This window comes from Alteromonas confluentis, assembly GCF_001757105.1.
GTDB lineage: Bacteria > Pseudomonadota > Gammaproteobacteria > Enterobacterales > Alteromonadaceae > Alteromonas > Alteromonas confluentis.
The window spans coordinates 176,401-202,326 of record NZ_MDHN01000004.1 but is presented as its reverse complement, the minus strand read 5'-3'; the positions used below and the strand labels follow the sequence as shown (position 1 = coordinate 202,326).

Sequence of the window (25,926 nt, the reverse complement as noted above, 5' to 3'; positions counted from 1 at the left end):
TTTCTGTAAGGCCAACAAAAATGGTTTATGTTTTACCAGGTCAGCTATGCTGCCTTCGAAGGTCTGTACCGATTTCACAGACGGAAGAATGGGTGCCGGGTGAGTTCCATAGGACAGATGTATCCTTTTGATCTAAATTAAACGCGCACTAAGCGCTTTCAGTACTGCACGGGTGCGGTCTCGTGTGTGCAATTTCGCCAGAATATTAGAAACATGATTTTTCACAGTGCCTTCGGCCAGAAACACCATGTCGGCAATTTCTTTATTGGAATAGCCGCCGGCGATAAGCTTGAGAATATCCAATTCCCGCTCACTTAGCGGTTCGATTGTCGGGTCTGCAAAGGTAGAAAGCTGCTCTGCACTCAACTGATTCAGCAACACAGGCTCAGCCAGCATACCGCCGTGGTAAATCGTATCAATAGAGTCATGCAGTTTATCGGTATCGACATCTTTAAGAAGAAAGCCGTTCGCACCGGCAGCCATAGCCTGAGTGAATAAGTCTGGGTCATCAAACGTGGTCAGCACAATGACCCGGGTATCATTTCCGTTATTGCGTAAGACGTGCACAGTTTCAATACCATTTTTCACCGGCATGCGTATATCCGTGAGCAGTATATCCACAGGATGCTCAGCCAGTTTTACCAGCGCGTCTTCGCCGTTATCAGCCTGCCAGACAACCTGAATATCCGTTCTTAGCGACAATAAGCTAGCAATGCCCTGGCGTACCATAAGCTGATCATCAGCAATGGCGACCTTAATCATAGTGACTTTCCTTGTAGGGTAGCTGAACTGTTACGGTCCAACATTGATTGTCATTAGATACCGCTACTTCACCGTTCAGTTGCGCTGCCCGCTCTCGCATATTCGCTAACCCGGAACCCGGCAGAGTCGAAGGTTTTGCATGGTATGGATTACTAATTGTCAGACGAAGTTGTGCTGATGTTTGCTGCAGCGCAATGGTAATGTGTTTCTGACTGCCATGGCGCAGCGCATTACTCACCGCCTCCTGACATATCCGCAGCAGCACTTCGGCGTGGTGGCTCGACTGGAGGGGGGCTGCCAATCGTTCTTTGAAGTGAGCCTGCACATGTGGAAGGTGATTAAACAAAGATTCGATAGCGGTATTTAAATCCAGACGAGCGCTTTGCTTATTGGCTTTTACTACGCAGCGAATTTGTTCCAGTAAGTCTTTAGCAATAGCTTTTGTTTCACTCACACTATCTTGCTGATCACCAGGGACAGTTTTGCTTAAAAACTCAAGATTAAGTAGCAATGCAGTGAGCTGATGACCGCAAATGTCGTGTAGATCGCGGCTGAGTTTTAGTCGCTCAGATTGCCGCGAGGTTTGTTCCAGCAGAGAGCGGGTAGAAACCAGTTCGGCATTAGCCTGCTCGAGGGCCAAGCGTGCTTTGCTTTCACGCACGGCGATATCGGCCACTGCCAGTGAAAAGCTTTGAAACGCCAGGTTAAGTGCTATGGCTATTACCGATGGAATCAGGCTTTTGTCCCAGGCTAGCAAATAAATAAGAAGCGCGACGCCGTTAATGGCAAGCAATGAAGCAATAGCTTGACGACGGTTGGCGAAAAAGGGTAGCTGTCCGGCAAATATTACCAGCAGAATAAGCGCGTCGCTGGACTGGGCACAGCCAAATACTAAAAAAAATCCGACGAGCTGAACAATGAGGGCAACAAAGGCAAGCTGCTTGCGATTATCGACTTTTTCGCTCAGGTTCACAAACAGAAACCCGCCAATAAACAACGCAAAGCCTGAATAATAGAAGAATCCCGCTCCGGCAAATACGGCATTTATTCGGGTGATCAGCATAACCGCTAACCAGCCGAGTACGCCAGCCAAGAGCAAAATGTTGTTTCGTTCTGTAGATTGCATTATTGCGCTGTCATCCGAAATATCCATTATCGAACGTTATCGTAAGCTGGCTGAGGGCTACAGGTGCCAGAAGTCATTTTTCTCCATGATATGACTTTTGGCACCTGCTATCGAAAGCAGAGTTACCTAAAGTGAGTTTATATCACCAAAGGAGCTGACTTATGAAAACCCATCTAATCACAGCATTAACTACTTTGTACTGTATTGGTGCGCAGGCTGCAAACATAGAAATCACTTTCACTGATATGAACAACTTGAGCGGAGAGTTATATGTTGCTGTCTACAATTCTGAAGATGCGTTCAGTAAAAAACGAGCGATGCAGAGTCAGATTGTCAGTGTTTATAAAAAGGACCAAAAGGTTATTCTTGCCGATGTGCCTGCCGGCGAATATAGCGTGATGGTTTTTCAGGATCTCGATGGTAATCACCAGCTAAACACTAATATGTTAGGTATACCCACCGAACCTTATGGTTTCAGTACCAATCCCCGGCTAATGGGGCCACCTACCTTCGGGGCTATTCGCTTCCCTGTGACAGAAGAGCTCGTCGCTATTTCAATTAATATGGAGTAATCACATGGAACGTCGCGATTTTCTCAAAGGGTTAGGGCTGGCAGCTTGTGGAACTATGGCTTATAGCGCTGGATTCAATGTCCTTGCTGCAGAGCCGGAATCTTTCTATGAAGAATTTAAACGAAAGTTAAAAGACAATCCGGTACTGCGGGGCTGGGAAGGGCTGACTGCTGATATTCCTTCGCGAGAGTTTCAGTGGCAGGGGAAGTTACCTAATGCGCTGGTAGGTAAACAGTTTTATCGCAATGGCCCTGCCCGTGCGGTATTAGGTAAGCAACGTTACACCCATTGGTTCGACGGTGACGGATTTGTACACCGCTATGCGTTTGGACATAAGGCGGTTTCTCATTCTGGCCGGTTTGTACGTACTGGAAAATTCGAAGCCGAAAGTCGCGCAGGGCGCTTTCTTTATAATGGTGCGGGCTCACTGATAGAAAATGCCAGACCTTCAAAAAATGCTGAAACTGTGAATACAGCGAACATAGCATTGTTGCCTGTTGACGGAGAGTTGTGGGCGCTGTGGGAAGCGGCTATGCCTTATAAAATCGACCCGACATCGCTAGAGACACAAGGGCAGGTATCGCTGAAAAGTGAGCTGGACGGAGTGCCGTTCTCTGCTCATCCCCATGCAGACAGATTTGGCAATTTATGGAATTTCGGTGATCTATCGTTCTTTGGGCACCAGGGACTGATGGTGTATCAGATGAGTCCTCAGGGTAAAATGCTGAACTATAAAGTGGTGTCCGCACCGGCCAGTTACGTGCATGATTTTGCGGTAACAGACAATTATTTGATTTTTTACTTTCCGCCAATCAATAAAGCGCATGGAGAAACCCTTATCGACGGCATGCAATGGCAAGGCGATAAGCCGGGACAACTACTTATTATTGATAAAAATACCCTTGAACCTACGCTGCAACTGCCGTTCCATGCCGGATTTATCTTCCATTTTGGTAATGCCTGGCAGCAAGGTCAATCGCTGGTGGTGAATGCCTGCTGGTACAATAACGCAGATGTAATGTTGCAAGGGGTTGAGCAAGTTTTTAGCGCTGATGACGGGAATCATGACAGAAGTACTGCCGCTCAAATTCATATTGATTTAGGCGCAAGAACAGCCCGTCTTGAAAATACCGCGCATATTATGGAGTTTGTTCAGTTTGACAGCCGGTTTACCGGTGAGATCACTTCACATCAATTTGGTGTGTATGCTTCAAACACCGTCGGAAGAGGCGATTACAATAGTATTGCCAGTCTGAATACAAACACCGGCGCATTGGATTTGCATGTGCTGGGTAATGACTTCCTCACAGAGGAGCCGCTGTTTATTCCTGTTGGCAGTAAACAAGGGGAAGGGTATCTGGTAAATACCGCACTAAATTTCGTAGAAGGAGCGACTTATTGCATGGTATTCGATGCTCAACACGTAAGCGACGGCCCCGTCGCCTGGGCAAAACTAGATACCTATATGCCGATGGGGTTTCACGGCGCAGTTATTTGAGAATAAGCTAAGACCGGGCTCTTAGCTTTTCGCAGTTAAGAAAAGTTAAGGATCAGCTAATCAGCTGCTTACACACCCGGTTGCTGCCATCTCGTCGTGCTTGATACAAGGCATCTTCGGCATTTGCGGTAAGCTCGTTCAGCGACTTACTGGATGCAGAGAACGACACCCCGAAAGAGCCTGTGATTTGAATTTGTGATTGCAGGTCACTGGTATCCATTGTGGCCAACCCTACGCGCAAACTCTCGGCGATATCCATTGCTTCGTGGGGGCCGGTTTCTGGCAGTAGAATAATGAATTCTTCGCTACTCCAGCGACCAATAATGTCCTTGGTGCGGATGCTGGCAAGGAGATTCCCCGCCACTTTATCAAGCACCTCGTCGCCAGTATTACGGCCGTAGGTATCATTGATTACTGCGAAATTATCGATGCCTGCAATCACAACGCTGATAGAGGAGTACGCTTCCAGCAATTCTTTGTACTGCATTTCAATGCCAGGTCTGTCTGGTAAACGCTGACTTTTGCGTACCACCATTTCAGGCTGCATATCTTTGCGGAAATAGTAAAGCAGGTGGTAAATCATCAGGAACAGCGAGAACACCACAACCAGTAAGGTCACCACACTAACCACAAAGGCCTGTGAGATATCCGCCTGACGTTTATCCAGCGGACTTAGCAGGTACACCGTCCAGTTGAACTGGTTAAGTTTAACTTCGGCGATTAAGTATTCCTGCTGATTAATGGTGACAAGGCGGTTATTCAGCGCGCGCTGATCTTTTACATCTACCGGTAAACTGGCAAACCACGGCAATTCTGAAAGATTGGTAAAATCAGAGTATTCGGCCATGAGCGACGATTCTGAAGACAGCATGATGTCGCCTTGCTCGTCGACGAAAAGGAAATCGTAACCATACTGCTGCTTGTAGGTATCGAAGATACTAATAAAGCTCTTCAAGCTTTTGGCGATACCAAAAAAGCCAAGGAATTCATTGTCTTTGTTGTAAATCTTAATGTCGATATAGAAATGGGTGTCTTCCCACTTACCGATATCCGCGACTCTGTCGGCCGGTAATTTTTTATACTTGAAGTACCAGCTTACTTTGCCTTTGATCAGTGGAATGTTGGTGCCATCTGAATTGTACTGCATGCGGGCTTTTTCACTGGCAATGAAGAACTTCATGCCAAATTCATCTTCCAGGCGGGCCAGGGCCGACTGAATTTCAGGCACATCGAGTTCTTCGCTGTCCATTAGCGCCACTAATTCTGTTGAGCGCCCCAGAGCTTCAGACACATGCAATGGCTTTAATAACTGATTGACGATCAGGGAAATGGCTGGAGAAAGTGATTGTTGTTGTGCCCGGCTTTGCTCGGCAACAATTTTATTTACACTGAAGTGGACCAGCGTAACGATAGCGATCACCACTACTGCAAACAACAGTAAAATACTGCGGTGAAGTGTCCTAAATGTGTTCACAGATTACCTGCTCTCCCTGCCTGTTTCTGTAAATGATTTTGACCTAATTAATAGACAAAAGAGTATACCTTTTCACCAACAGAACTGCTACCCAACGCAATTAGATTTAATATTCTCTCTAAACTTTTCATAACGATGTCGCTGACTTGTTCTCATCCCTTGGTTACACTAGCGCCATTAAGTAGGTATGCAGCACTTCAATTAAGGATTATAAATGGCTTTTTCTGTAGTTGTTCTCGCCGCTGGTAAAGGCACGCGAATGAAATCTTCTTTGCCCAAGGTATTGCACCCCATCGGCGGTATTCCCATGGTTCAGCGGATCATCAATACAGTGGAAGCACTCAGCGCCAGCGCCGTTCATCTGGTTTATGGTCATGGTGGCGATCAATTGCAGGCGGCGGTAAGTGGTAACAACCTAAACTGGTGTTTGCAGGCCGAGCAGCTCGGTACAGGTCATGCTGTGCAGCAAGCTGTTCCACATATCAAAGATGACGAAGATGTGCTGGTGCTGGTGGGCGATGCACCATTAATTCAGAAGGCCACACTGGAGCGTCTGGCTGCGGTAAAAGCAGAGTGTGATTTAGCGTTACTTACTGTGCAACTGGATGATCCTACCGGCATGGGCCGCATTGTGCGTGAGAACAACAACATCACCGCCATTGTCGAGCATAAAGATGCCACCGACCTGCAACGCGAAATCAAGGAAATTAACACGGGTATGATGATGATGGCCGGTGCCGATCTGAAACGCTGGTTGGGTAACCTGAGCAACGATAACGCCCAGGGCGAGTTTTATTTAACCGACGTCATCGCCATGGCGGCTGCAGAAGGAAAATCTATTCAATCTGCGCAGCCCGATGCGGTTGAAGAAGTAGAAGGCGTTAATAACCGTGCACAGCTTGCTGCGCTAGAACGTGCCCTGCAAGCTCGCCAGGCTCACGAACTTATGATGAATGGTGTGACGTTGGCTGATCCTGCACGCGTAGACATTCGCGGTGAAGTCACTACCGGCAATGACATCGTGGTTGATGTAAACGTGATCTTCGAAGGTAAAGTGACATTGGGCAGTAACGTGAAAATTGGTCCGAATTGTATTCTCAAAGACTGCACCATTGCCGATAACGCCGTTATCGAAGCAAATTCAATTATCGAAGAAGCCGAAGTAGGCGAAGCGTGTACCGTGGGGCCGTTTGGTCGTTTACGTCCGGGTGCGGTGATGAAAGCGAAAGCCAAAGTCGGTAATTTTGTGGAAATGAAAAAAGCCGTGCTGGGTGAAGGCGCGAAAGCAAACCATCTTACGTATCTGGGAGATGCCGAAATCGGCGCTGGCGCAAACATCGGTGCTGGCACCATTACCTGTAACTACGATGGTGTGAACAAATCGAAAACGGTAATTGGCGAGAACGCTTTTATCGGATCTAACTCTGCGTTGGTGGCACCGGTTACCATTGGTAACGGTGCAACCGTGGGGGCGGGGTCGATCATCACTGCCAAGGTCGAAGACAATGCACTGGCCATTGCCCGTTCCAAACAGCGTGTTATTGCCAACTGGCCGCGCCCGACTAAGAAGTAAGTGTTTACTTATTGAGCGGTGATGTCTGCAAAGGCATCACCACTTTTTTATGCTTCGCCGTCGAGTTTCGCCAACGTCTGCGACATCTCGTCGTTAATTTCGGTACGCATCTTCGCTAAGCGCAGCGCATAGTCACGCAGATAAATATCCCGTTCAGTGGTGGGTTTCCATTCTGGTACTTCTGCCGGCTTACCGTCTTCGTCTACTGCCACCATGATCACAATACAGTGGGTCGTTTTGTGGCCGTCTTCCCGCTTCGGATCGCGGGCGTTCACATCAATAGACAAGTGCATGGATGTGCGGCCGGTGTAAATGACCGATGCCTTTACTTCAACCAGGCTGCCCACCAAAATAGGTTTCATGAAACGAATACCGCCCACATAAGCGGTGATACAGTATTTACCGCTCCAGCCCGCTGAACACGCGTAGGCCGCAAGGTCAATCCAGCGCATTACCGCCCCACCGTGAACCTTACCGCCAAAGTTCTGATCGCCGGGCTCGGCGAGAAAGCGTAAGGTGACTTCTCTGTTATCTGACATCTACTTCTCCGTGGGTCATCAATCATTTGTTCTCTTTATATTCACACTATTACCATTCTGAAAGGCAATGTCACCCTTTTTACTTATTTGACGCCACTGGTCCGTCAGGCTTTGAGGCTTTTGGCAATATGCGATAATGTGCGCAAATAGTTTTTCAAACGAGACCGTTATGATCCGCACGCTTTTAGTGGGCTTTGGTTTTTCAGCCACCACCTTCCATCTTCCTTTTCTACAGCAGCTTTCCGAGTTTTCACTTGCTGGCGTGGTGTCATCCCGGCCAGACGATGTAAAAGCCGTGGTTAACGATGTACCTGTTTATGCCTCGCTGGCCAAAGCACTGGCAGCAGACAATTTCGATTTAGTGGTGATCACCACGCCGAATACCCTTCACGCCTTGCAGGCAAGACAGGCATTGATGAACGGTGTCAATGTGCTGGTAGAGAAGCCGTTTACGCTTTCTGGTGATGAAGCTGACGAACTGGTTTCATTGGCTACCCGAGAAAACAAAAAGCTCTGTGTTTACCACAACCGTCGCTTCGATGGCGACTTCTTAACCGTGAAGTCGTTAATTGAGGCAGGCACAATTGGTAATGTGAAACGGCTGCAATCCCGGTTTGACCGATTCCGGCCGCACCCGCGAAACCGCTGGCGAGAAAATGCGGGACCCGGCGCGGGTATCTTTTGGGATTTGGGTCCGCACTTGATGGATCAAACCGTGCAGCTGTTCGGTGTACCAAAACAAATTCATGCTGATGTTCAAATCACTCGTGAGGGTGGTGAAAGCGACGACAGTTTCGATATTACCCTGTTCTACGGTGACAAAACCGTGTTACTGGGAAGCTCGCCCCATCAAGCCAACACCACTTTGCGCTTCGACCTTCAAGGCACAGCAGGCAGCTATCGAAAATTGGGCTTAGATCCGCAGGAAGATCAACTGAAGCAAGGGCTCACTCTCGACCATGCCACCTTTGCCACTGAGTCTGAATCGGCTTATGGTGAAGTTGCTGATGGCGAGCAGGTGACAAAGCACCCCACGCAAAACGGCGACTATATCGGCTTTTACCAGCAACTTGCCCGCGCCATTACCCAAGGCGAGGCATTACCTGCCGATGCTGAATCGGTAGTACCAGTTATCCGCCTTATAGAGCTGGCTTTCGAAAGTGCGGAAACGGGAAAAGTGATGCCTGTATACCTGGATATGAAAGCAAATAACTAATTTATCTTGCATATCGAAACTTTATCTGGTTAAGTGCTTTCACTTCGTAAGATAAAAGTTTCGAAATGCAAAAAAGAAATACACAGCAGCGTCGTGACGACATTGTTGAATGGGTAAATCAAGCTGGCCAGGTTCAGGTAGATGAAATGGCCGCTCGGTTTGGCACCTCAGAAGTCACTATTCGTAAAGACTTAACGGTGCTGGCCGAAGAAAAAAGAGTGCTCCGCCAGTACGGTGGCGCTGCGCCTATGCCCATGCTTCAGCAATTCGGTCAGGCTCAGCAGTCCGGTTCGGCTCAGCCATCTGGCTCCGGGCCAGCATCGCAACATGCGCAGCAGGTTTCACCGCCGGTGAAATCTGCCATTGCTCAACTTGCCGCCCAGCTTGTTGATGACAGCAGCAAACTTATCCTCGATAGCGGTAATACCACCGCAGCCCTCATTCCGTTTCTTACCCAAAGTAAATTGGTGGTAATGACCAATTCTTTGAGAAATGCCAGTGAATTAACGATCGCTGATAACGAACCCACCGTACTCATGACCGGCGGAACCTGGGATGCGCACTCGCAAGCCTTTCAGGGCCGCATGGCAGAGAACATGATTTCCGCTTATAGCTTCGATATCGCCTTTATTGGCGCGTCTGGACTGGACGTTGCTCGCGGTACGACTACGCTGAATGAACTTACTGGACTTTCCAAAGCTATGGCTGGCGTTGCCAGCAAAGTGGTGATTTTGGCGGAATCCGAAAAATTCACTTATCGCATGCCAAACCTTGAATTGGCGTGGGATGACATTGATGTGCTGGTAACCGACCGCGGCATCAACGAACAGATTAAACAAAAGATTGAACAGCAGGGCGTCACCGTAATGGTCGCGCCGGCAAATGGAGAATAACCGATGTGTGGAATTGTAGGCGCTGTTGCAGAGCGTAATGTAGTTGAAATTTTGCTGGAAGGTCTTAAGCGCCTTGAATATCGTGGTTACGATTCAGCCGGTGTCGCGCTGTTGCAACCTAGCGGTGAACTTACCCGTATTCGTCGTACCGGCAAGGTACAGGAACTGGCGGATGCCGTGGCATCTGGCGAAGCGCTGGGCTCAACCGGTATTGCACATACCCGCTGGGCAACCCACGGCGGCGTAACCGAAAAGAACGCCCACCCGCACTGTTCAAGCGACCGTATCTCGGTGGTTCACAACGGTATTATTGAAAACTATTTGGCTCTGCGTGAAGCGCTCACCGCGCAAGGTTACACGTTCACCAGCGACACCGACACTGAAACCATTGCCCACACCGTGCATGCAGAAATGCAGAAAGGCGGCACCCTGCTACAAGCTGTGCAGAACAGCGTGAAGCAGTTCCACGGTGCTTACGGTACGGTGATCATGGACAGCGAAGATCCCGAACGCGTGGTGGTTGCTCGTTCAGGCAGCCCGTTGGTTATTGGTTTAGGTTTAGGAGAGAACTTTATTGCATCTGATCAGATGGCGCTGTTACCGGTTACCCGTCGTTTCATCTTCCTGGAAGAAGGTGATGTGGCAGAAATTACCCGTCGCGAAGTGCATGTTTACGACGTAAACGGCGAGCCTGTCGAGCGTGAAGTTATTGAATCAAACATCGAGCATGACGCCGGTGACAAAGGCGGCTATCGCCACTACATGCTAAAAGAAATTCACGAGCAACCAACCGTGGTTCGCAATGCGTTACAGCATCGTGTGGATGAAAGCGGTTTGTTGCCTGATATTTTCGGCCCAGGTGCAGAAGAGATATTCTCGAAAGTAAAACACGTGCAAATTATTGCCTGCGGTACCAGCTATCACGCCGGTATGACCGCACGCTACTGGCTGGAACAATACGCCAATGTGTCTTGTAGCATCGAAATTGCCTCGGAGTTCCGTTACCGTAAATCGGTGGTACATGAGAACAGCTTGCTTGTGACTATTTCTCAGTCTGGTGAAACTGCCGATACCTTGGCAGCATTGCGTTTGGCTAAAGAACTGGGTTACATGTCTAGCCTGACTATCTGTAACGTGCCAGGCTCATCACTGGTTCGCGAGTCTGATTTATCGTTTATGACCCGCGCCGGTGCAGAAATCGGCGTGGCGTCGACTAAAGCGTTTACCACTCAGCTAACCGCTTTCCTTATGCTGACACTGGCCATTGGTAAACACAGCGGCATTACCGAGCAAGATCAGCAAAGCATTGTGAGTGCGCTGCACAGCTTGCCTGCTAAGCTTGAAGAAACCCTGACCATTACCAAAGGCATTGAAGATCTCGCAGAAGAGTTTGCCGACAAGAATCACTCACTGTTCTTAGGTCGTGGCGACCAGTATCCCATTGCCATGGAAGGGGCTCTGAAGCTGAAAGAGATTTCCTACATTCACGCTGAAGCCTACGCTTCAGGTGAACTCAAACACGGCCCACTGGCCCTGATTGACGAGGAAATGCCAGTCATCGTAGTAGCACCGAACAATGAACTGCTGGAAAAGCTGAAATCTAACGTGGAAGAAGTGCGTGCCCGTGGCGGTATCATGTACGTATTTGCCGATAAGAACGCCAAGTTCTCTAGCGACGAAACCATGCGCGTAATCAATGTACCACACTGTGAAGCGCCTATTGCGCCTATCGTTTACACCTTGCCGCTGCAGTTGCTGTCTTATTACGTAGCGCTGATCAAAGGTACCGACGTGGATCAACCTCGTAACCTGGCGAAGTCGGTGACGGTGGAATAGGGAATTTAGCGGTTAGGCAATTTATTAAGGGGGGGTTAATATAGTGACTTACTCGGTCATTATGAGAAGCAACGTTCCTTGATTTTTCACAATATTTGAATTCTATTGTCACCGCCTGACTGGACTGAGTGCTGTCAGGTGAGTGACTTTATTCCCAGCCTATTGGTTTCCGTGATATAGCACGATAAGCCAAGGGTTTTCCATCCGTATAAAACTCTTATGTCGCCGTCTACATTTGTCTAGCATTGAGCAATTAACTTTCATCGCGTCTACTGCCTCTTTACTCGTTCAGGTCCAGTTTGCAGTTTCGAGTCTGATTTCAGAACGAAAAGTCTGGCCTCCTTCTTTGTTATCTTGTCATTTAATTTTGTTATTCTGCTACCATAACACCTCTAGTCAGGTGGTTAAATTCACCATGCCACTATAGCGGGAGTATGACTTCAATGAATAGGCACTTAGAAAGCATTCTTAGGCATGAAAGTGAAAACGAAGTCGTTGAATTTAAAGAAGCGAAAAGAAATTTCGACTTTGCTAAGCTTGGGAAATATTTTTCAGCTTTGAGCAATGAAGCAAACTTGAGAGGAGTAAAGCAAGCCTGGCTAGTTTTTGGCGTGAAAGACAATAAAGCTGTGATTGGTACCCAGTTTCGAAACAGCTTTAAAGAGTTGCAGTCTCTCAAAAAGGAAATTGCAGACAAAACTTCTTCTCGTTTTACTTTTTTAGAAATTTACGAAGTTAACCACCCTGAGGGCCGAGTTTTAATGTTTGAAATACCGGCTGCGCCTCAGGGTATTCCTGTAGCGTGGGATGGCCACTATTATGGTCGAGATGGGGAATCATTAGGACCATTAAATTTAGATGAAATAGAGCGAATACGCGCCCAAAATCTTGCAACCGATTGGAGTGCAGAAGTGTTGCCATCGGCTTCGATTGACGAGCTGGATCCCAAAGCCATTAAGATCGCTCGTGAGAAGTTTATTCAGAAGAATCCTAAATATGTGAGTGAATCTGAACAATGGGATGACGCCACATTTCTAAATAAAGCAAAACTTACGATTAACAATCAAATCACTCGCACTGCAATTTTGTTATTAGGTAAGACTGAATCGTCTCACTTCCTGAATCCTTCTTCAGCAACGGTGACTTGGATTCTTAAGGATAGAGACGGGCTTGAACGTGACTATCAACATTTCGACTGCCCATTATTATTAAACGTAGATGAAGTGTTTCATAAGATACGAAATCTGAAGTATCGGTACATGAAAGAAGGGACTTTGTTCCCAGAAGAAGTAGACCAGTACGATCCTTACATTATTCGAGAAGCAATGAATAATGCGATTGCCCATCAGGATTACCAGCTTGGTGGGAAAGTTTCGGTAATTGAATTTGAAGATGGCCGTTTGTGTTTCAGTAATTTAGGCAAGTTCATTCCTGGCTCGATCGAATCAGTGATTCAATCGGATGCTCCTGAAAGCCGGTATCGAAATCGCTTTTTGGCTGATGCAATGGTCAATCTAAATATGATCGATACCATCGGTAGCGGTATTCGCAAGATGTTCATTATTCAAAAGAAACGATTTTTTCCGTTACCCGAATACGTACTTGATAACAATCGTGTTATGGTCACCATTACGGGTCGGGTTATTGATATTGCTTACGCTAGAAAATTGGCTGAGTATCCTGATTTGACGCTGGAAGACATTATTTTGATGGATCGCGTGCAAAAGAGGAAGCCTTTAAAAGATGAACAGGCAAAACATCTTAAAGCTTTAGGGGTAATAGAAGGTCGTAAACCCAACTATCACATTTCAGTACAGGTTGCAGATCATAGTGGAGACCGAGCGCAGTATATTCGCAATAGAGCATTTGACGATCAACATTATAAGCAGTTGATAGTTGAATATCTTGGAAAGTTCGGAATCGCAAAGCGCGTAGACATTAACGGACTTCTTTTAGACAAATTACCAGATGTCTTAGACGCAAATCAAAAAGAGAATAAAGTCAAAAATCTGCTACAAGCCCTGAAAAAAGAGGGATTGATCAAGCCCGACGGAAAGTCTTGGAAAATGTCTAAAACGCATTAGTTTAGACATTTTTAGATATTCTTAGACATTCTTTCTAGAGCTGGAGATGGACTGAGTGCTTTAATTTACAGCTTATGACTCATCTAAGTTCGATGCATCCCTAAAATCCTTCCCCCCACCATCCCTGAAAACAGGCCGCTAGTGCGGGACTATCCCCTTCACTAAACCCGCAATAACCGCCATTCATCTTTCACTTTTGAATGATCCATTGTTTATCTTTTTGAAAATAACTATCATTTGCATTCTTTTTTAAAAGTTCGACTCGGAGTATCAATGAAGTCCCGTAAAAATACGCTCGCGCTAATGATTAGTTTAGCCATGGCAAGCCACGTTGCTCAGGCGCAGACAACACAAGAAGATGTTGAAAAGGACGACGATGTCGAACACATCAAAGTAAGCAGTTCACAAGTAAAACTAAACGACAGTTTTGCTGGTGGTCAGGTCTCTCGCGGGGGCCGCGCCGGTATCCTGGGTAACCTGGATATGATGGACTCGCCCTTTAACAGCATTAACTTTACCGCCGATATTATTCGTGAGCAGCAGTCGCGCAGTGTGGCAGATGTGCTGCAGAACGACCCGGTTGTGCGGGTAGCAAAAGGCTTCGGGAACTTCCAGGAATTGTATGTCATGCGCGGCCTGCCGGTGTATTCAGATGACATGACATACAACGGTTTATTTGGCATTTTGCCCCGTCAGTACGTGGCGGCTGAATTGCTGGAGCGGGTTGAGGTATTCCGCGGTGCCAGTGCCTTTTTGAACGGCGCAGCACCGGGTGGTAGCGGCCTGGGTGGCTCGGTGAACATCGTACCGAAAAGAGCCGGTGAAGAACCGCTTAATCGCTTTACCCTGGGCTATGAATCTCAAAATCACTTCGTTGGTGCAGTGGACGTTAGCCGTCGCTTCGGTGAAGAAGGTAACAGTACTGGCGTACGAGTAAACCTGGTTCAACGCGGTGGTGAAACCAGCGTAGATAATCAAGATCGCGATTTAAGCGTGGCTTCTGTAGGTATCGACCACGAAAGTGAGAATGCGCGGGTATCGCTGGATTTAGGTTATCAGGATCATCAGGTTGATGCGCCGCGTCCGGCCGTAACGCCATCCGGTGGTATTCCTGAAGCGCCGGAAAGCGACACCAATTTTGCGCAACCATGGACCTACACCAACGAACGCCAGTTGTTTGGTGCCGTTCGTGGTGAGTACGACTTTTCCGACACCATGACTGGTTGGGTTGCTTACGGCTTCAGAGAAGGCGAAGAAGATAATATTTTTGCTAATCCAACGGCACAGGTGAGCGGCGAAAGCAGTGCATATCGCTTCGATAACGTACGCAACGACAGCATTCGTTCTGGTGAATTGGGCCTGAACATCGAGTTTGAAACCGGTGAGGTTGCACACACACTAATCACATCGGCTTCTGTTTTCTCATTGTCGTCTGAAAATGCCTACGCGTTCTCTAGTTTCGCTGGATTCCCGGGCAATATTTATAATCCACAACCTGCTGAAATGCCTGCTGCAGATTTCTTCATTGGTGGCGAGCTGGACAATCCGTTGGTGACTGAAGAAACCGATCTGTCGAGTGTGGCCATTGCCGACATGCTGTCGCTGATGGACGGCAAGTTACTGGTTACCTTAGGTGGCCGTTTCCAGAATATTGAAACTCAAACGTTCAACTATAACGACGGTTCATCGCTGTCTGCTTATGACGAATCTCAATTCACGCCAGTGGCAGGCGTGGTGTACAAGCCTTCTGAGCAATTGTCTTACTACGCTAACTACATTGAAGGTTTGTTGCCAGGCGAAGTGGCACCTGCCAGTAGCGGTGGTGAGCCTATTGATAACGCCGGTGAGGTTTTCGACCCGTACAGTGCAGAACAAATTGAAGTGGGCGTAAAGTACGACGCCACTAACTTTGGCGGTGCATTCAGCTTATTCAGTACCTCGAAACAAACATCCGTGGTGAGAAACAACGTGTTTTCTACCGATGGTGAACAGGAAAACCAGGGCGTTGAATTAAGTGTCTTTGGTATGCCGTCAGACAACCTGCGAGTGGTTGGCGGATTTACCTGGTTAGATGCTGAAATGACTAAAACCCAAGACGGCCTGCTAGACGGAAAAACCGCCATTGGTGTGCCTGACTTGCAAGTAAACGTGAATGTTGAGTGGGATGTGGTGGCATTGCCTGGCTTAACATTGGATGCCCGCGCTGCGTATACGTCTGAACAGTACGCCAGTGCAGACAACAGCCTGGAAGTGGATGCCTCAAACCGCTTTGACATCGGCGCACGATACAGTTTCCTGGTGGGTTTAACCGATATCACGTTGCGTGCACGCATCGATAACGTGTTTGATAATAACTACTGGGCATCGGTTGGTGGCTACCCGGGTTCAAATTATCTGGTGCTTAGTGAGCCGCGCACGATTAAGCTATCTGCTTCAGTAAGCTTCTAACAGGCTCTCCATGATGTTATCTCTCGCTGCCTTTTCAGGCAGCGCTTTTGCTGTCGGGCTGTTTTATTCAGCCTGGTGCTCTCATCAGCCCGCAATTGGGCGGTTCATGAAACTCTTTGCCGTAGCATTGATGGTCGCGAGCCTATGGCTATGGTGCAACCAATATGGCCCAGAGCTGGGTACTTGCTACGCCGTGGTGGCGTTTTCCCTGCAAGCCTGGACCTGGATTTTCCTCGCCAGACAACGTATCGACAAAGACATAAAGCGGGTAATCTTACCCTTTGAATCTGGTCTGCAATTGCCCAAATACAGTGATATGACCTTGCGGCTAGCAAAGGCGGCTGCGTGTATCTTCTTGTGTGCAATCAGTGCCATGTTGCTTACCGTGGTGTGGACTACAGCTTTGCCCATGGATAAGGTAGACCAAATTGCCCTTGGCATTTACACCATGCCATTGCTGTGGGGAGCGTTTGTTTACTGGCTATGCGCCGACGATGCATGGTGGCGACCGGCTGTATCACTTAGCGTGATTGGCGTGTTGAGTTATTTGCTGATTTATTATGTGTAGTATGAAAATTTCAATATCTCCCAACGCCAATAAAAATGCACTGAAGAGCCATGCCTGGATTGGCCTGGCGGTGAGTGTGCTGATGTACTGGGTATGCTTGTCTGGCGCGCTCTCTGTGTTTTCCCAGGAGCTGTTACGCTGGGAACAACCCCATATCGCAGACAACCTGGATTACTCGCCTGAGACTATCCAGAAAGCCTATGAACAGTTCTTGTCTATGCAGGGGGGCACAACACAGGGCAATATCGTTGTGCGTTTACCCACCCAGGATCTCCCTCGCGCGCGCATCAGTGCCGACGATGAAGTGTGGAACATCGCTCCAGATGGCACGCTCAGTGAGCCTTCTAGCACCCCGATTACCGATCTCATTGTAGATTTACACGTGGCGCTGCACCTGCCCGAAGATACGGGCATGATAATCGTAAGTATGCTGGGTGCCATGTTAAGTGCCTTGATATTGTCCGGCATCGTCGCGCACCGGCGCATCTTTAAAGATGCCTTTCGTTTGCGTACCGGGAACAACGAGCAGTTAACTCAAGGGGATTTGCATAACCGAATGAGTGTTTGGGGTTTGCCTTTTCACTTAATGATTGCACTAACGGGCGTGTACTTCGGGCTGGCGTCGTTTATGACGTCGTTTTATGCCGACACCTTATACGATGGCAATAAGATGGCCTTGTTTGCCGATATTTACGGCTCGCCCATTGAGGTAGAACCGCAGGCCGGCGTAGCTAATATCACCCGGGCGCTATCTGAGCTGGAACGCATTGCGCCGAACACCCAACCGATTTTTGTTACCCTGGAAAATGCGACACGCGATAACCAGTATATTCTGCTTAGCTCTCAGCATATGGATAAGTTGATTTACGCCGAGCAATATCGTTTCGATGCGCAAGGGAATTACATCAACAAAGTTGGCTATTCTGATGGCAAAGCCGGTCAGCAGGCCATTTTCTCGGTTTACCGCATCCACTTTGGTCACTTTGGCCCCGAGGCAATGAAAATTTTCTTCGGCCTCATGGGCTTTGCACTCACGATTATTTCTGTAACGGGCATAAATCTGTGGCTGGCGAAACGACAAAAACAAGACATGTTAAATCAGCTGTGGATGGGCATTGTGTGGGGAACGCCCATTGCGATGGCGGTAGCAGGTATCGCTTCGCTGGGTGTTGGCTTGCCCACAAAGCCCGTGTTCTGGGCAGTATTAACCGCTGTACTGGCGGGTTCTTTGCTGCAAAAAGCGCTGGTTAAAACGCATTTGAATTTGCTGAAAATACTGACAGTACTGCTGGTCTTACTGCCGGTCACTCACTTCGCAGTGCACTACCCAGATGTACTGGTATTAAATTCACTGGTCATCGATGCCGCATTTGTGGTGTTTGCCGGTTGTGTGTGGCGCTATCGGATGTCTCGAATTCGCAAAGGCTGGATGAGCTAGGCCGGTCATTTCGCCTTGCTCGTCCATTTGCTGTGTCAGAACAATTGTTCTACTACAGCCCAAAATAACACTTAGGTTTGTTCATGCTCGCACTTCTTTACTGTCGAATAATTGAACAATACTTGTGGGTGTAAATTTTAACCAGTTATAAAAAAACAGTTTTTAGAACTGGCATGTTATCTGATCAGTATTTTCATCTCATAAAACAGGAGAAATGAGATGAAATTAGGACAAAAAATCAGATGGGCATTGGTGTCGGGGCTTATACTTAGCCAACCTGTACAAGCGTCACTTTTAGTAGAGCAATATAGTGATTACTGGAGTACGAACGTAAACGATCTTGAAGCATACGCAGATGCAAATATTGCTGACGCTTCGGTGTATTTTGATGTAATTGATTTCACCGATGATCCTGCTGGTTTTGCAGGTGAAATCCCAGGAAGTAACCGCTGGCCGGTTGCCGAGGCTTTGGATGTTAATGGTGAATCTCACCCGGTAAACGATACGTTTTTCGCATCAGTTTCTGGCATGTTCGAAGTCTATTCAGATGGCGATTATTTCTTTAAGACTTGGAGCGATGATGGTGTCTTTGTATTTATCGATGGCAACTTAATCATTAATGATCCCAATCTACATGAAGAGCAAATGCGCCTTGGCGATATCTTCCTGTCCGCTGGTACTCACGAAGTTCAATTGTACTACTTCGAAAACGGTGGCGAAGCATCTTTAGAATTTACAGTAGCCGATGCTTCAATGGTCTTTCAGCATTGGGGAAACAGTAATGTTATTGGTTTACCTGCAACACCTCCAGTGGTAAATGCGCCCGAACCCTCAACCTTAGCCGTTCTTGCAATGGGGCTGTTTGGCTTGATCCGTCGAGCGAAATACAAGTAAATGTTGTAATGTCCCGTTGATGTAAACGATGTCGGCCATTGCTGAATTGGCCGACATTTCAAATCCGCGAAGCTTAATTCCCATATCTATCAATCCTAAAACGGCCAACTCCTCAAGAAACCCCGGCAAATACATTCACCGTTAGCCTGCCATCAACAGGAGAGTCTGACAGCGTTTGTGAACTGTCGATTAATCCAGAATGCAGAAGTGTGCCCGGATAAATCACCAGTCGGTTTGGCTTGTAGTCTATCTTGCCCATCAGGGTATATTCTTCGTTGCTTCCATAAAAATACGCTTGTGCGCGTGGGTTTCCATTGGAAGAGTATTCCTGCCGGGATTGTTCAAAAACAGGCCAGCGTTCTGGCGTAATGTTTTCGAAACCGGTTGGATTGTGGCGATAAAACCCGGTGCCTTGAAAGCTCTGTGCGCTGGCATATAGCATGATGGCGAAGTCGGTGTGTCGCTGAGAATCGAAGTGTGGGACACATTGCAGAGGATGTAGCTCGTCGGGTGGGGTGCTGGCGATGCTTACCCAGGAACCCTGATCGGCTAAACCTTCATAGCCCGAGAGTCCGTAAGCCTGGCGAATAATACCACTGCTCATGGTCAGTAAAGCTTCTCGTAATGCATCTGGGCAACGGGCGCGAACGCCCGGATAATAGGTAGTGGCTTCTTTGTCGAATTCGAGCTCACAGGCAATGCTTTGAACAGCCGCGATATCGACAAACACATCATCGACCAGCAAAACACAGGTTTTCTCACGGCCTATTTTCAACACATGCCAGCGTGCCCGGGGATTTAATGCGAGTGCGCGTTCAGACATTGTTAATCACCAGATAACCGTTGCGATACTGTTGGCCGGAACGTCAATTTGCCACGGTTTGTCATGCAGAGAGAAAGAGACGGTTTGTATGCTGTCGTTGGGATTTGTGATCACACTCACTACTGAGCCGTCAGGATTCTGAAAGGCGACATTCTCCATATGATTAATGGTTTCTGGTGAGGAGGCGATACGAACAGCACCTCGCCGAATGAATTTTGAAAACTGTCCGGTAAGCCAGTATTCGGGGGTTTTATACCAACCAGCGCTGTTGCCTTTCTCCTGGATGAGCATGGTAGGTCCCACAACACCCAATTTGTTGTATGGCCCCTGATTGGCTTCATCCACCTGTTGCGGCAGCATGGTTACCCAAGAAATATAGGCGGTAGACCAGTGACGAAAATGACGAATAACTGACTGGAAACCTCTGTTCAGGTTCGCATTGCCCACGCCCCACACACTGCCTTCGGTAAATATCACGTCTTTTTGCGGATGGGCCTGATGCACACTGGCCATGGCCGAAGAGTCACCGGCGTAGTGGTGAAATGCGGTGCCGTCGATATAGTGATAGAGCCCCTTTTCGAGAAAGTCGTCTAGCTGTGCAACGGCTTGCTGCCAATAGTCAAAGTTATGGTCGAGAGTCCACAATTTCACATTCAGCTCTTTGCCATGATGCTGATTAACGTTATGAAAATTGTGATATACCGCAATCAGTAAATCCCGCTCTTGTTGCCATGACAACACCATGCCCGGATAAGCGGGGGGTTGAAACTGGCGCTCGTTTTGTAGCGTGAGTGCATAAATGGGAATACCCTCTGCCGCATAAGCTTCAACAAACTCACGCAGATATTGGGCGTAAGCTTCGTAATACGCGGCCTTTAATGTGCCGCCTTGAACCATGTTGTTATGCTCTCGCATCCAACGCGGTGGGCTCCATGGGCTTGCCACCAGTTTCACCGGATTATGGGTTTCCTTACCAACTTCCAAAGCCATTTGAAGCGTGTTTACAATTCCCAGATCAATATTGCGCTGAATAGAAAACGCACTGTCAGGGGTATCTTGAAAGCTGTACCAGCCTTTTGGGTTGTCGGGCGGCGTTTGTGCATGGGTGCCGTCGGAGAAATCTGAGGTACCAATGCTTATTCTGAAAAGATTCAGGCCAATGCCATTCACCGGGTCGATAAGTGCAGAAAGCAGGGTCTTTTGCTGTGCTGGGCTTTTATTCTTGCGGATGGCATAAACCGTGGAATGCTCCAACGAAGCGCCTATACCCAAAATGCGTTGATATTGCTGTTCCGGGTCAAGCACTATCAAGTTCTTCGCATCGGCATTACTGACTGCCTGAACAGGCAAATCATCGAGTCGGTGCGGTACCGCTTCTTCCGGCCAAGGCTCGCTATACCACTGCTTGTCATTGGGATGCCACTCGGTGGAAACCACGGCTTGAGGCGCTGAGTGGGTTGACGTATTTCCGCAGCTGACAGACAAACCGGCCACGGCAATGAATAGAAGCAATCGATACATAGTGAAAAAAATCTCGGTTAAATAAAAAAGCCGGTAAGCGCGCGTGACTTACCGGCAACAGGGCCAAACTAAAGGGCTAGTTTGTCGTAAACTCCATCCAGTTCAGGTTCCACGCGCCGCCTAGAGCGGTAAGTTGTAGTTCCTGATCGCCGGCTTCCAGCGTAACGGTGAGTGAAATGGTGGACCAGTTCTGCCAGTCGCCGGTATCGGCCACCGCAATGCTGCCAATGCTGTTTCCATTCATTGTGAATGCAATGCCTTCGGAGCCGCCTGAACTGGCTACTCTTAGCGATAGTGTGTACTCGCCAGCTTCAGCAACCGACACGTTGTAGGTTAAGGTGTCGCCCGCATCGGTATAGCCCAGGTTCTGGCCACCACCTTCATCCTGCGTATCTTCTACCTCGAAGCCCGACTGACCGCTGAAGTGCTCAGCTTCAATGCGTCCTGGAATGGCGGCATAAAAGATTTCAGTGGCCACTTCGTTGGAGGCGTAGCTTTCTTCACCATTGTCGGCGGTTACCATGTAGTAGTAAGTCACCCCTTCCGTGGTGGTATCGTCGAGGTACATTTCCGATTCCAGGCCTTCTGCAAGCAACTGGTAGTTGCTGCCGGATGACGTTGTGCGATACACGTTGTAGGTTGCATCGCTTACCCCCATCCAAACCAGACTCATTCCTGCGTCAGTGTTTTCCAGCGTGAGGGCTTCCGGGGCATCGGGAAAGTTAAAAATATCAGCCGGCTCATCAGACACCAATGCCTCATAAACGCCTTGATTAATTTCATATTCCACCGTCGACATGCCTGCAAAATAGGCTTCGATAGTTTCTTTTGAATCGTTATTTAAGTCGATTTTTGTCATCGCTGCGGCGCTGATGTCCTCGCCATTTACTGGTGGTGCAGGCAGCAAATAGATTTCTGCCCACATATCAGAGGAATTCACATCGGCAAAGGTGCCGCTGAGTAAATACGACTCGCCACCTTTGAGTTCAACGGCTTGATAAACGCCGCCGTTTGAAAAGCCATCTGTTGCAGAAAGGCGCAGTACGTTTTCATCACCATTGGCGAAACCGAGCTCTACCGACAAGTTATCATCCTGAGGACTGGTATTCGTACCGCTCCACTCGGTCCAGCCTGCATCGGTATCGAATGCGCTGTTTGTGAGGATGTTTTCACCGCTTGATTGTGCGGTGAGTTGCAGGTTGTCGAACTGCACATCATGTTGTCCACCCAAAGCACCGGATTTCACAATAAGATAAAACGTTTGATCGGTGTCTGTCGGGGTCACTATTTTCGCTGGGGTTTCACAGGCTTCGGCGAGGGTTGAATCCCAATCATCACAACTCCACGTGGTGGCTTTTGCCAGCAGACGCTCTCCTTTGTTAGTGACATAGCCCCAGGTGCCATTTCCCTGACCGCCGTTAGTGCTTAGTACCTTGTAAGACCAAGCGGTTCCAGCCCAACTCAGCTCGTTGTATCGGTCGAAGGTGGCGCGGGTGATGGGGCCGCCAAGTTCGCCTAAACCCGCCCAAGGTTGTATTTCACCTATCAGGAATGGAGTATCCAGTTCGCGAATGCGGGCGTCCCATTCGCACACACCCGTGGTGCCATTTTGTCCGCAAGTCAGCCAGTCGCGATGCACGTCGTAGCCAATTTCGCCCCAGCCGAAAATGCCCGGATAAAAGTGCATTTCAAACGCAACATTGTTCATGCCAGCGTCTTCTGGATCGCCGTAAGCATCAATGCCGCTGTTGTGCCCAGGTAAAATAACTACGTGACTGGTATCGACTTCGCGAATGGCGGTATAGAGCTCAGTGACGTTAGCCGCCAGCGTTTCTGCATCCGTGCCCCAGGGCTCGTTCAGTACGCCATAACCGGCAATGGCGGGCTCATCTTTGTAGCGCTCAGCAATCTGCTGCCATAGCCAGCGGGTGCGGGCCTGATTGTCTGCCGCATTGGGGCCATCCCAATATTCATTTTTACCCGCGCAGCCGCTGTGGTGTTCCCACCCCTGTGCGCCGGCCGCACCGTGTAAATCCAGTACTACCCACATATTGCGGGATTTCGCTTCTTCGATGGCGTAATCAAGATATTGCCACGCGTCATCGCGAAGCGTCATTGGGTTATTGGCGTCTTCAATAAGCTGGTAAGGGAAAGGCAATCGGATGAGATTGAATCCAGCTTCCTGCATGATGTCCCAGTCGCGCGTGGTAATGAAATTATCGCGGTACACGTCCATCAATCGGGCTTTTTCATCGGTACCGAAGCGTTCTTCCAGTTTTGCCTCAAAGGTACATTGGTCTTCAATGCCTTCACCCACAGGGTTATCGCCACTGTCGAGCATCCACATTTCCAGCATCAGCCAGTTGCCGAGATTCACCCCACGAAGAGAAACGATTTCGCCCTGGGCATTCATCCAGCGTTCGCGATCTTGCTTTAACAGGCTGTATTGCTCCGCGCCGGTTGTGGGTTTAGGTGGGGCAAAGTCGTATACCGTTACACCATTATTGCTGTCAGCATCACTGGCTTCGTCCAGGCCGCCACAGCCAACTAAATTGAGTGCCAGGCCACTCATAGCAATCAATTGTGCGAGTTTGGTAAGCGTAAACTTATTCTGTTTATGGGTTGTTTTCACCGGTTCTCTCCGAATAGCTCCATTGGGTTTGTCGATGCGCTTGATTCAACAAGTTTGCAACAATCAGTTAACCAAAATCTGTCGCAGGAAGATTCCGCATCGGCGCGAAAAGGCCAATCAGAACGTTCTGATTAAGGTCAGAACGCGATTTTCGAATAGAAAATAGGCAGAACCTTTTGTGGTTTAGGCGAAAAAGGTTAGCGGTTAAGTGATTGCATGAGCAGGCTGCGAAGTTGCCGTGCTTTGTTATCATCGAGTTCTCCCAGCATGCCTTTGGCTGCAGAAGGAATATGTGAAAACCGCTCGCTGTCGTTGCTGAATATGTAGTGAGCAAAAATGTCCTGCCAAATCTGCTTTTCGTGTTCTGGTAGGCTGGCGATGCTTAGCAACGCATGTTGCAGTGCATGAATGGGCGCATCTGCAAAAGCCGGTGTGGTGCGCCACCAATAATTTACTAACATATTGAACGGTGCCGTGGCTTCTACCTCATGCCACCACATACTGGGAATAAATAACGCGTCACCCGGTGTCAGCGTGGCAATTTGTGCATGTGCGAGTGCTCCACTGAAAGCAGGAAAGCGCTGGTGATCGATGTGGTGCAAGTCAACCAGGCTTACTGGCTGGCCAGAGGGGGTAAACTCCAGCGGCCCAACATAAAGGTTGTTAGTTTGTGACGGCGGAAAAAGGGTGAATTGTCGTGTTCCTGCCACACAGCAAGCAATGTTTAGCGGCAAATCCTGATGAATCGCTACCCGAGACTGATTGCCTATCCACAAACCATTGCGCACTTGAGATGCAGGAATGGGAAAAGGTAGATTTAGCGTACTGAAATTCGGCAAATAATGTTGCAAATGGGTGCCGCCGATGAACATGGCGGGCGGCGATGTGAGGTCAGCGGATTCAATGAGTTTTGTGAGGATGAGATCAAGACCGGCGGCCACCTTTTCGAAATTAAAGCCGCTCATATCGTGATTGTAAAAGAAACGACCTTTCACTTCGGGTTCGGCAAAGAAGAACCCCAATGGCTCGCCGGTGTAGTATTCAAGCAAGTGATCGCAGAGTGCCTGTGCGTTTTGTTGTGCGAGGGTGACTGCAGGCCAATGACTGACATAGTTACACAGTTTCACCGGCTGCTGGCAGGCAAGTAGCCAGTCGGGAAGTGGCGCGCCCGGGGCCAATGACACCTGCTGGCAGTGCGGTAAATTGTGGCGATTACTCACTTTGTCGAGCCCGTTTTTTGTCGATAAGTTCGGCAAAATTAGCCTGACTGGCTAATACGAAATGAATTAACGCCAGCATGCCGGTTTTGTGTAAATGCAGCACTTGTGCGTCGGTTAGCGTGCGTAACTTATCTTCGTTTATCGTGTAGTAACCATTGAGGCGGTGTTTACTGTCGTTACCCATGTCCACGTCGAGATAGAAACTTTCCAGTAATTCGTATTCGGTGAGCGTGTTCATGAATGCGCGAGTTTCCTGCTCTCTTTCTTGAATCGCGGACAGAATATCTGTCACTTTTTGTAAGTGTGTACTGTGTCCGCCGTGGGCTAAGAACAGCGGTTCTCCTTCGATGTGACTGAGTTTGGGACTATCGGTGTCGACCAATAAAACCGTTTGGCGTTCACCATCGTCGTTGGCTGGGCGCTGACCAATTAAAAACGGCTGACGCTGTACCATAAGCGGAATATAGCTGGCATCCCAACCAAACTGGTTTGCATACAAATTCTCGTTTTGCTCTAGTCCGAGTAAAACAACTGCATGGAATTGTTGTTTCTCGTCTTTGTAAAACACAATCGGGTATTCATGCTGCAAACTTCTAAATTCAAACGGCAGCGCTAATGCGATCATCAGTGACTCGGTATTCTGGCTGTTGTGAACCGGATTTATTTTTAGATCTTTATGCGTAACGTTGTTGAGTACTACAGGGTTAGGCATGGTATTACCTCGTTAAACAGTAGGTTAAAAAACAAAAAAGCTGCACGAAGAGCGGGATGGTTGGGAATGCTCTTCGTGCAGCGCTGGGCTCATTGCT

20 protein-coding genes are annotated in these 25,926 nt (G+C 48.4%); 11 read left to right on the top strand and 9 right to left on the bottom strand.

What is annotated here, in order from left to right; all coding sequences use genetic code 11:
* Positions 1 to 132 precede the first annotated feature (132 nt).
* Positions 133 to 762, bottom strand: coding sequence for a response regulator (locus BFC18_RS01750; RefSeq protein ID WP_070123460.1), 630 nt, complete (start codon positions 760 to 762; stop codon positions 133 to 135).
* Positions 755 to 1,915: a sensor histidine kinase gene (locus BFC18_RS01745; protein WP_070123459.1), complete on the bottom strand. Its 1,161-nt coding sequence runs from the start codon at positions 1,913 to 1,915 to the stop codon at positions 755 to 757. The genes BFC18_RS01750 and BFC18_RS01745 overlap by 8 nt, the downstream gene beginning before the upstream one ends.
* A 134-nt stretch (positions 1,916 to 2,049) precedes the next feature.
* Between BFC18_RS01745 and BFC18_RS01740 the strand changes: the two genes are divergently transcribed.
* Positions 2,050 to 2,460: a DUF2141 domain-containing protein gene (locus BFC18_RS01740; protein ID WP_070123458.1), complete on the top strand. Its 411-nt coding sequence runs from the start codon at positions 2,050 to 2,052 to the stop codon at positions 2,458 to 2,460.
* A 4-nt stretch (positions 2,461 to 2,464) separates the two neighbouring features.
* Positions 2,465 to 3,958, top strand: coding sequence for a carotenoid oxygenase family protein (locus BFC18_RS01735; protein ID WP_070123457.1), 1,494 nt, complete (start codon positions 2,465 to 2,467; stop codon positions 3,956 to 3,958).
* A gap of 52 nt (positions 3,959 to 4,010) precedes the next feature.
* Here BFC18_RS01735 and BFC18_RS01730 read toward each other — a convergent pair whose 3' ends face one another.
* Complete coding sequence (locus BFC18_RS01730) at positions 4,011 to 5,432, bottom strand: sensor domain-containing diguanylate cyclase (RefSeq protein WP_070123456.1); 1,422 nt, start codon at positions 5,430 to 5,432, stop codon at positions 4,011 to 4,013.
* A gap of 214 nt (positions 5,433 to 5,646) precedes the next feature.
* On the opposite strand from BFC18_RS01730, the gene glmU reads away from it, so the two are divergent.
* The gene (glmU, locus tag BFC18_RS01725) at positions 5,647 to 7,005 is read left to right on the top strand and encodes a bifunctional UDP-N-acetylglucosamine diphosphorylase/glucosamine-1-phosphate N-acetyltransferase GlmU (RefSeq protein WP_070123455.1); all 1,359 of its coding nucleotides are present in this window, start codon (positions 5,647 to 5,649) and stop codon (positions 7,003 to 7,005) included.
* A gap of 47 nt (positions 7,006 to 7,052) precedes the next feature.
* Here the strand turns inward: glmU and BFC18_RS01720 are convergent, their stop codons facing one another.
* On the bottom strand, positions 7,053 to 7,544 hold the full coding sequence (locus BFC18_RS01720; protein WP_070123454.1) for an acyl-CoA thioesterase: 492 nt from the start codon (positions 7,542 to 7,544) through the stop codon (positions 7,053 to 7,055).
* Between the two features lie 169 nt (positions 7,545 to 7,713).
* On the opposite strand from BFC18_RS01720, the gene BFC18_RS01715 reads away from it, so the two are divergent.
* The 8 genes from BFC18_RS01715 to BFC18_RS01680 all read left to right on the top strand — a co-directional run bounded on the left by BFC18_RS01715 (position 7,714) and on the right by BFC18_RS01680 (position 18,921).
* Positions 7,714 to 8,760, top strand: a complete 1,047-nt coding sequence (locus BFC18_RS01715; protein WP_070123453.1) for a Gfo/Idh/MocA family oxidoreductase — start codon at positions 7,714 to 7,716, stop codon at positions 8,758 to 8,760.
* 65 nt (positions 8,761 to 8,825) lie between these two features.
* Entirely contained in the window at positions 8,826 to 9,653 is an 828-nt protein-coding gene (locus BFC18_RS01710; RefSeq protein WP_070123452.1) for a DeoR/GlpR family DNA-binding transcription regulator, read from the top strand.
* A gap of 3 nt (positions 9,654 to 9,656) precedes the next feature.
* A complete protein-coding gene (glmS, locus tag BFC18_RS01705; RefSeq protein ID WP_070123451.1) occupies positions 9,657 to 11,489 on the top strand; it encodes a glutamine--fructose-6-phosphate transaminase (isomerizing) in 1,833 nt (610 codons plus the stop codon).
* A gap of 443 nt (positions 11,490 to 11,932) precedes the next feature.
* A complete protein-coding gene (locus tag BFC18_RS01700; RefSeq protein WP_070123503.1) occupies positions 11,933 to 13,573 on the top strand; it encodes an RNA-binding domain-containing protein in 1,641 nt (546 codons plus the stop codon).
* Positions 13,574 to 13,846: 273 nt separating this feature from the next.
* Entirely contained in the window at positions 13,847 to 16,021 is a 2,175-nt protein-coding gene (locus BFC18_RS01695; protein ID WP_070123450.1) for a TonB-dependent receptor, read from the top strand.
* A gap of 10 nt (positions 16,022 to 16,031) precedes the next feature.
* Positions 16,032 to 16,589: a hypothetical protein gene (locus BFC18_RS01690; protein WP_070123449.1), complete on the top strand. Its 558-nt coding sequence runs from the start codon at positions 16,032 to 16,034 to the stop codon at positions 16,587 to 16,589.
* Position 16,590: 1 nt separating this feature from the next.
* Positions 16,591 to 18,027 (top strand): PepSY-associated TM helix domain-containing protein, encoded by a 1,437-nt coding sequence (locus BFC18_RS01685; RefSeq protein ID WP_070123448.1) that lies wholly within the window; start codon positions 16,591 to 16,593, stop codon positions 18,025 to 18,027.
* Positions 18,028 to 18,246: 219 nt separating this feature from the next.
* The gene (locus tag BFC18_RS01680; protein ID WP_070123447.1) at positions 18,247 to 18,921 is read left to right on the top strand and encodes a PA14 domain-containing protein; all 675 of its coding nucleotides are present in this window, start codon (positions 18,247 to 18,249) and stop codon (positions 18,919 to 18,921) included.
* A gap of 112 nt (positions 18,922 to 19,033) precedes the next feature.
* On the opposite strand, the gene BFC18_RS01675 is transcribed toward BFC18_RS01680, so the two are convergent.
* The 5 genes from BFC18_RS01675 to BFC18_RS01655 all read right to left on the bottom strand — a co-directional run bounded on the left by BFC18_RS01675 (position 19,034) and on the right by BFC18_RS01655 (position 25,829).
* Positions 19,034 to 19,744 (bottom strand): DUF6445 family protein, encoded by a 711-nt coding sequence (locus BFC18_RS01675; RefSeq protein ID WP_070123446.1) that lies wholly within the window; start codon positions 19,742 to 19,744, stop codon positions 19,034 to 19,036.
* Positions 19,745 to 19,750: 6 nt separating this feature from the next.
* Entirely contained in the window at positions 19,751 to 21,265 is a 1,515-nt protein-coding gene (locus tag BFC18_RS01670; protein WP_070123445.1) for a glycoside hydrolase family 30 protein, read from the bottom strand.
* A 76-nt stretch (positions 21,266 to 21,341) separates the two neighbouring features.
* On the bottom strand, positions 21,342 to 23,897 hold the full coding sequence (locus BFC18_RS01665) for a cellulase family glycosylhydrolase (protein WP_083272863.1): 2,556 nt from the start codon (positions 23,895 to 23,897) through the stop codon (positions 21,342 to 21,344).
* Positions 23,898 to 24,094: 197 nt separating this feature from the next.
* Positions 24,095 to 25,117, bottom strand: a complete 1,023-nt coding sequence (locus tag BFC18_RS01660; RefSeq protein WP_070123444.1) for a cupin-like domain-containing protein — start codon at positions 25,115 to 25,117, stop codon at positions 24,095 to 24,097.
* On the bottom strand, positions 25,110 to 25,829 hold the full coding sequence (locus tag BFC18_RS01655; protein WP_070123443.1) for a SapC family protein: 720 nt from the start codon (positions 25,827 to 25,829) through the stop codon (positions 25,110 to 25,112). The genes BFC18_RS01660 and BFC18_RS01655 overlap by 8 nt, the downstream gene beginning before the upstream one ends.
* Between the last annotated feature and the right edge of the window lie 97 nt (positions 25,830 to 25,926).

Excerpts from the sequence above, each read along its gene's own strand:
- BFC18_RS01750 (WP_070123460.1), bottom strand. The coding sequence starts at position 762 with ATGATTAAGGTCGCCATTGCTGATGATCAGCTTATGGTACGCCAGGGC.
- BFC18_RS01745 (WP_070123459.1), bottom strand. The coding sequence starts at position 1,915 with ATGGATATTTCGGATGACAGCGCAATAATGCAATCTACAGAACGAAAC.
- BFC18_RS01740 (WP_070123458.1), top strand. The coding sequence starts at position 2,050 with ATGAAAACCCATCTAATCACAGCATTAACTACTTTGTACTGTATTGGT.
- BFC18_RS01735 (WP_070123457.1), top strand. The coding sequence starts at position 2,465 with ATGGAACGTCGCGATTTTCTCAAAGGGTTAGGGCTGGCAGCTTGTGGA.
- glmU (WP_070123455.1), top strand. The coding sequence starts at position 5,647 with ATGGCTTTTTCTGTAGTTGTTCTCGCCGCTGGTAAAGGCACGCGAATG.
- BFC18_RS01720 (WP_070123454.1), bottom strand. The coding sequence starts at position 7,544 with ATGTCAGATAACAGAGAAGTCACCTTACGCTTTCTCGCCGAGCCCGGC.
- BFC18_RS01715 (WP_070123453.1), top strand. The coding sequence starts at position 7,714 with ATGATCCGCACGCTTTTAGTGGGCTTTGGTTTTTCAGCCACCACCTTC.
- BFC18_RS01710 (WP_070123452.1), top strand. The coding sequence starts at position 8,826 with ATGCAAAAAAGAAATACACAGCAGCGTCGTGACGACATTGTTGAATGG.
- glmS (WP_070123451.1), top strand. The coding sequence starts at position 9,657 with ATGTGTGGAATTGTAGGCGCTGTTGCAGAGCGTAATGTAGTTGAAATT.
- BFC18_RS01700 (WP_070123503.1), top strand. The coding sequence starts at position 11,933 with ATGAATAGGCACTTAGAAAGCATTCTTAGGCATGAAAGTGAAAACGAA.
- BFC18_RS01695 (WP_070123450.1), top strand. The coding sequence starts at position 13,847 with ATGAAGTCCCGTAAAAATACGCTCGCGCTAATGATTAGTTTAGCCATG.
- BFC18_RS01690 (WP_070123449.1), top strand. The coding sequence starts at position 16,032 with ATGATGTTATCTCTCGCTGCCTTTTCAGGCAGCGCTTTTGCTGTCGGG.
- BFC18_RS01685 (WP_070123448.1), top strand. The coding sequence starts at position 16,591 with ATGAAAATTTCAATATCTCCCAACGCCAATAAAAATGCACTGAAGAGC.
- BFC18_RS01680 (WP_070123447.1), top strand. The coding sequence starts at position 18,247 with ATGAAATTAGGACAAAAAATCAGATGGGCATTGGTGTCGGGGCTTATA.
- BFC18_RS01675 (WP_070123446.1), bottom strand. The coding sequence starts at position 19,744 with ATGTCTGAACGCGCACTCGCATTAAATCCCCGGGCACGCTGGCATGTG.
- BFC18_RS01670 (WP_070123445.1), bottom strand. The coding sequence starts at position 21,265 with ATGTATCGATTGCTTCTATTCATTGCCGTGGCCGGTTTGTCTGTCAGC.
- BFC18_RS01655 (WP_070123443.1), bottom strand. The coding sequence starts at position 25,829 with ATGCCTAACCCTGTAGTACTCAACAACGTTACGCATAAAGATCTAAAA.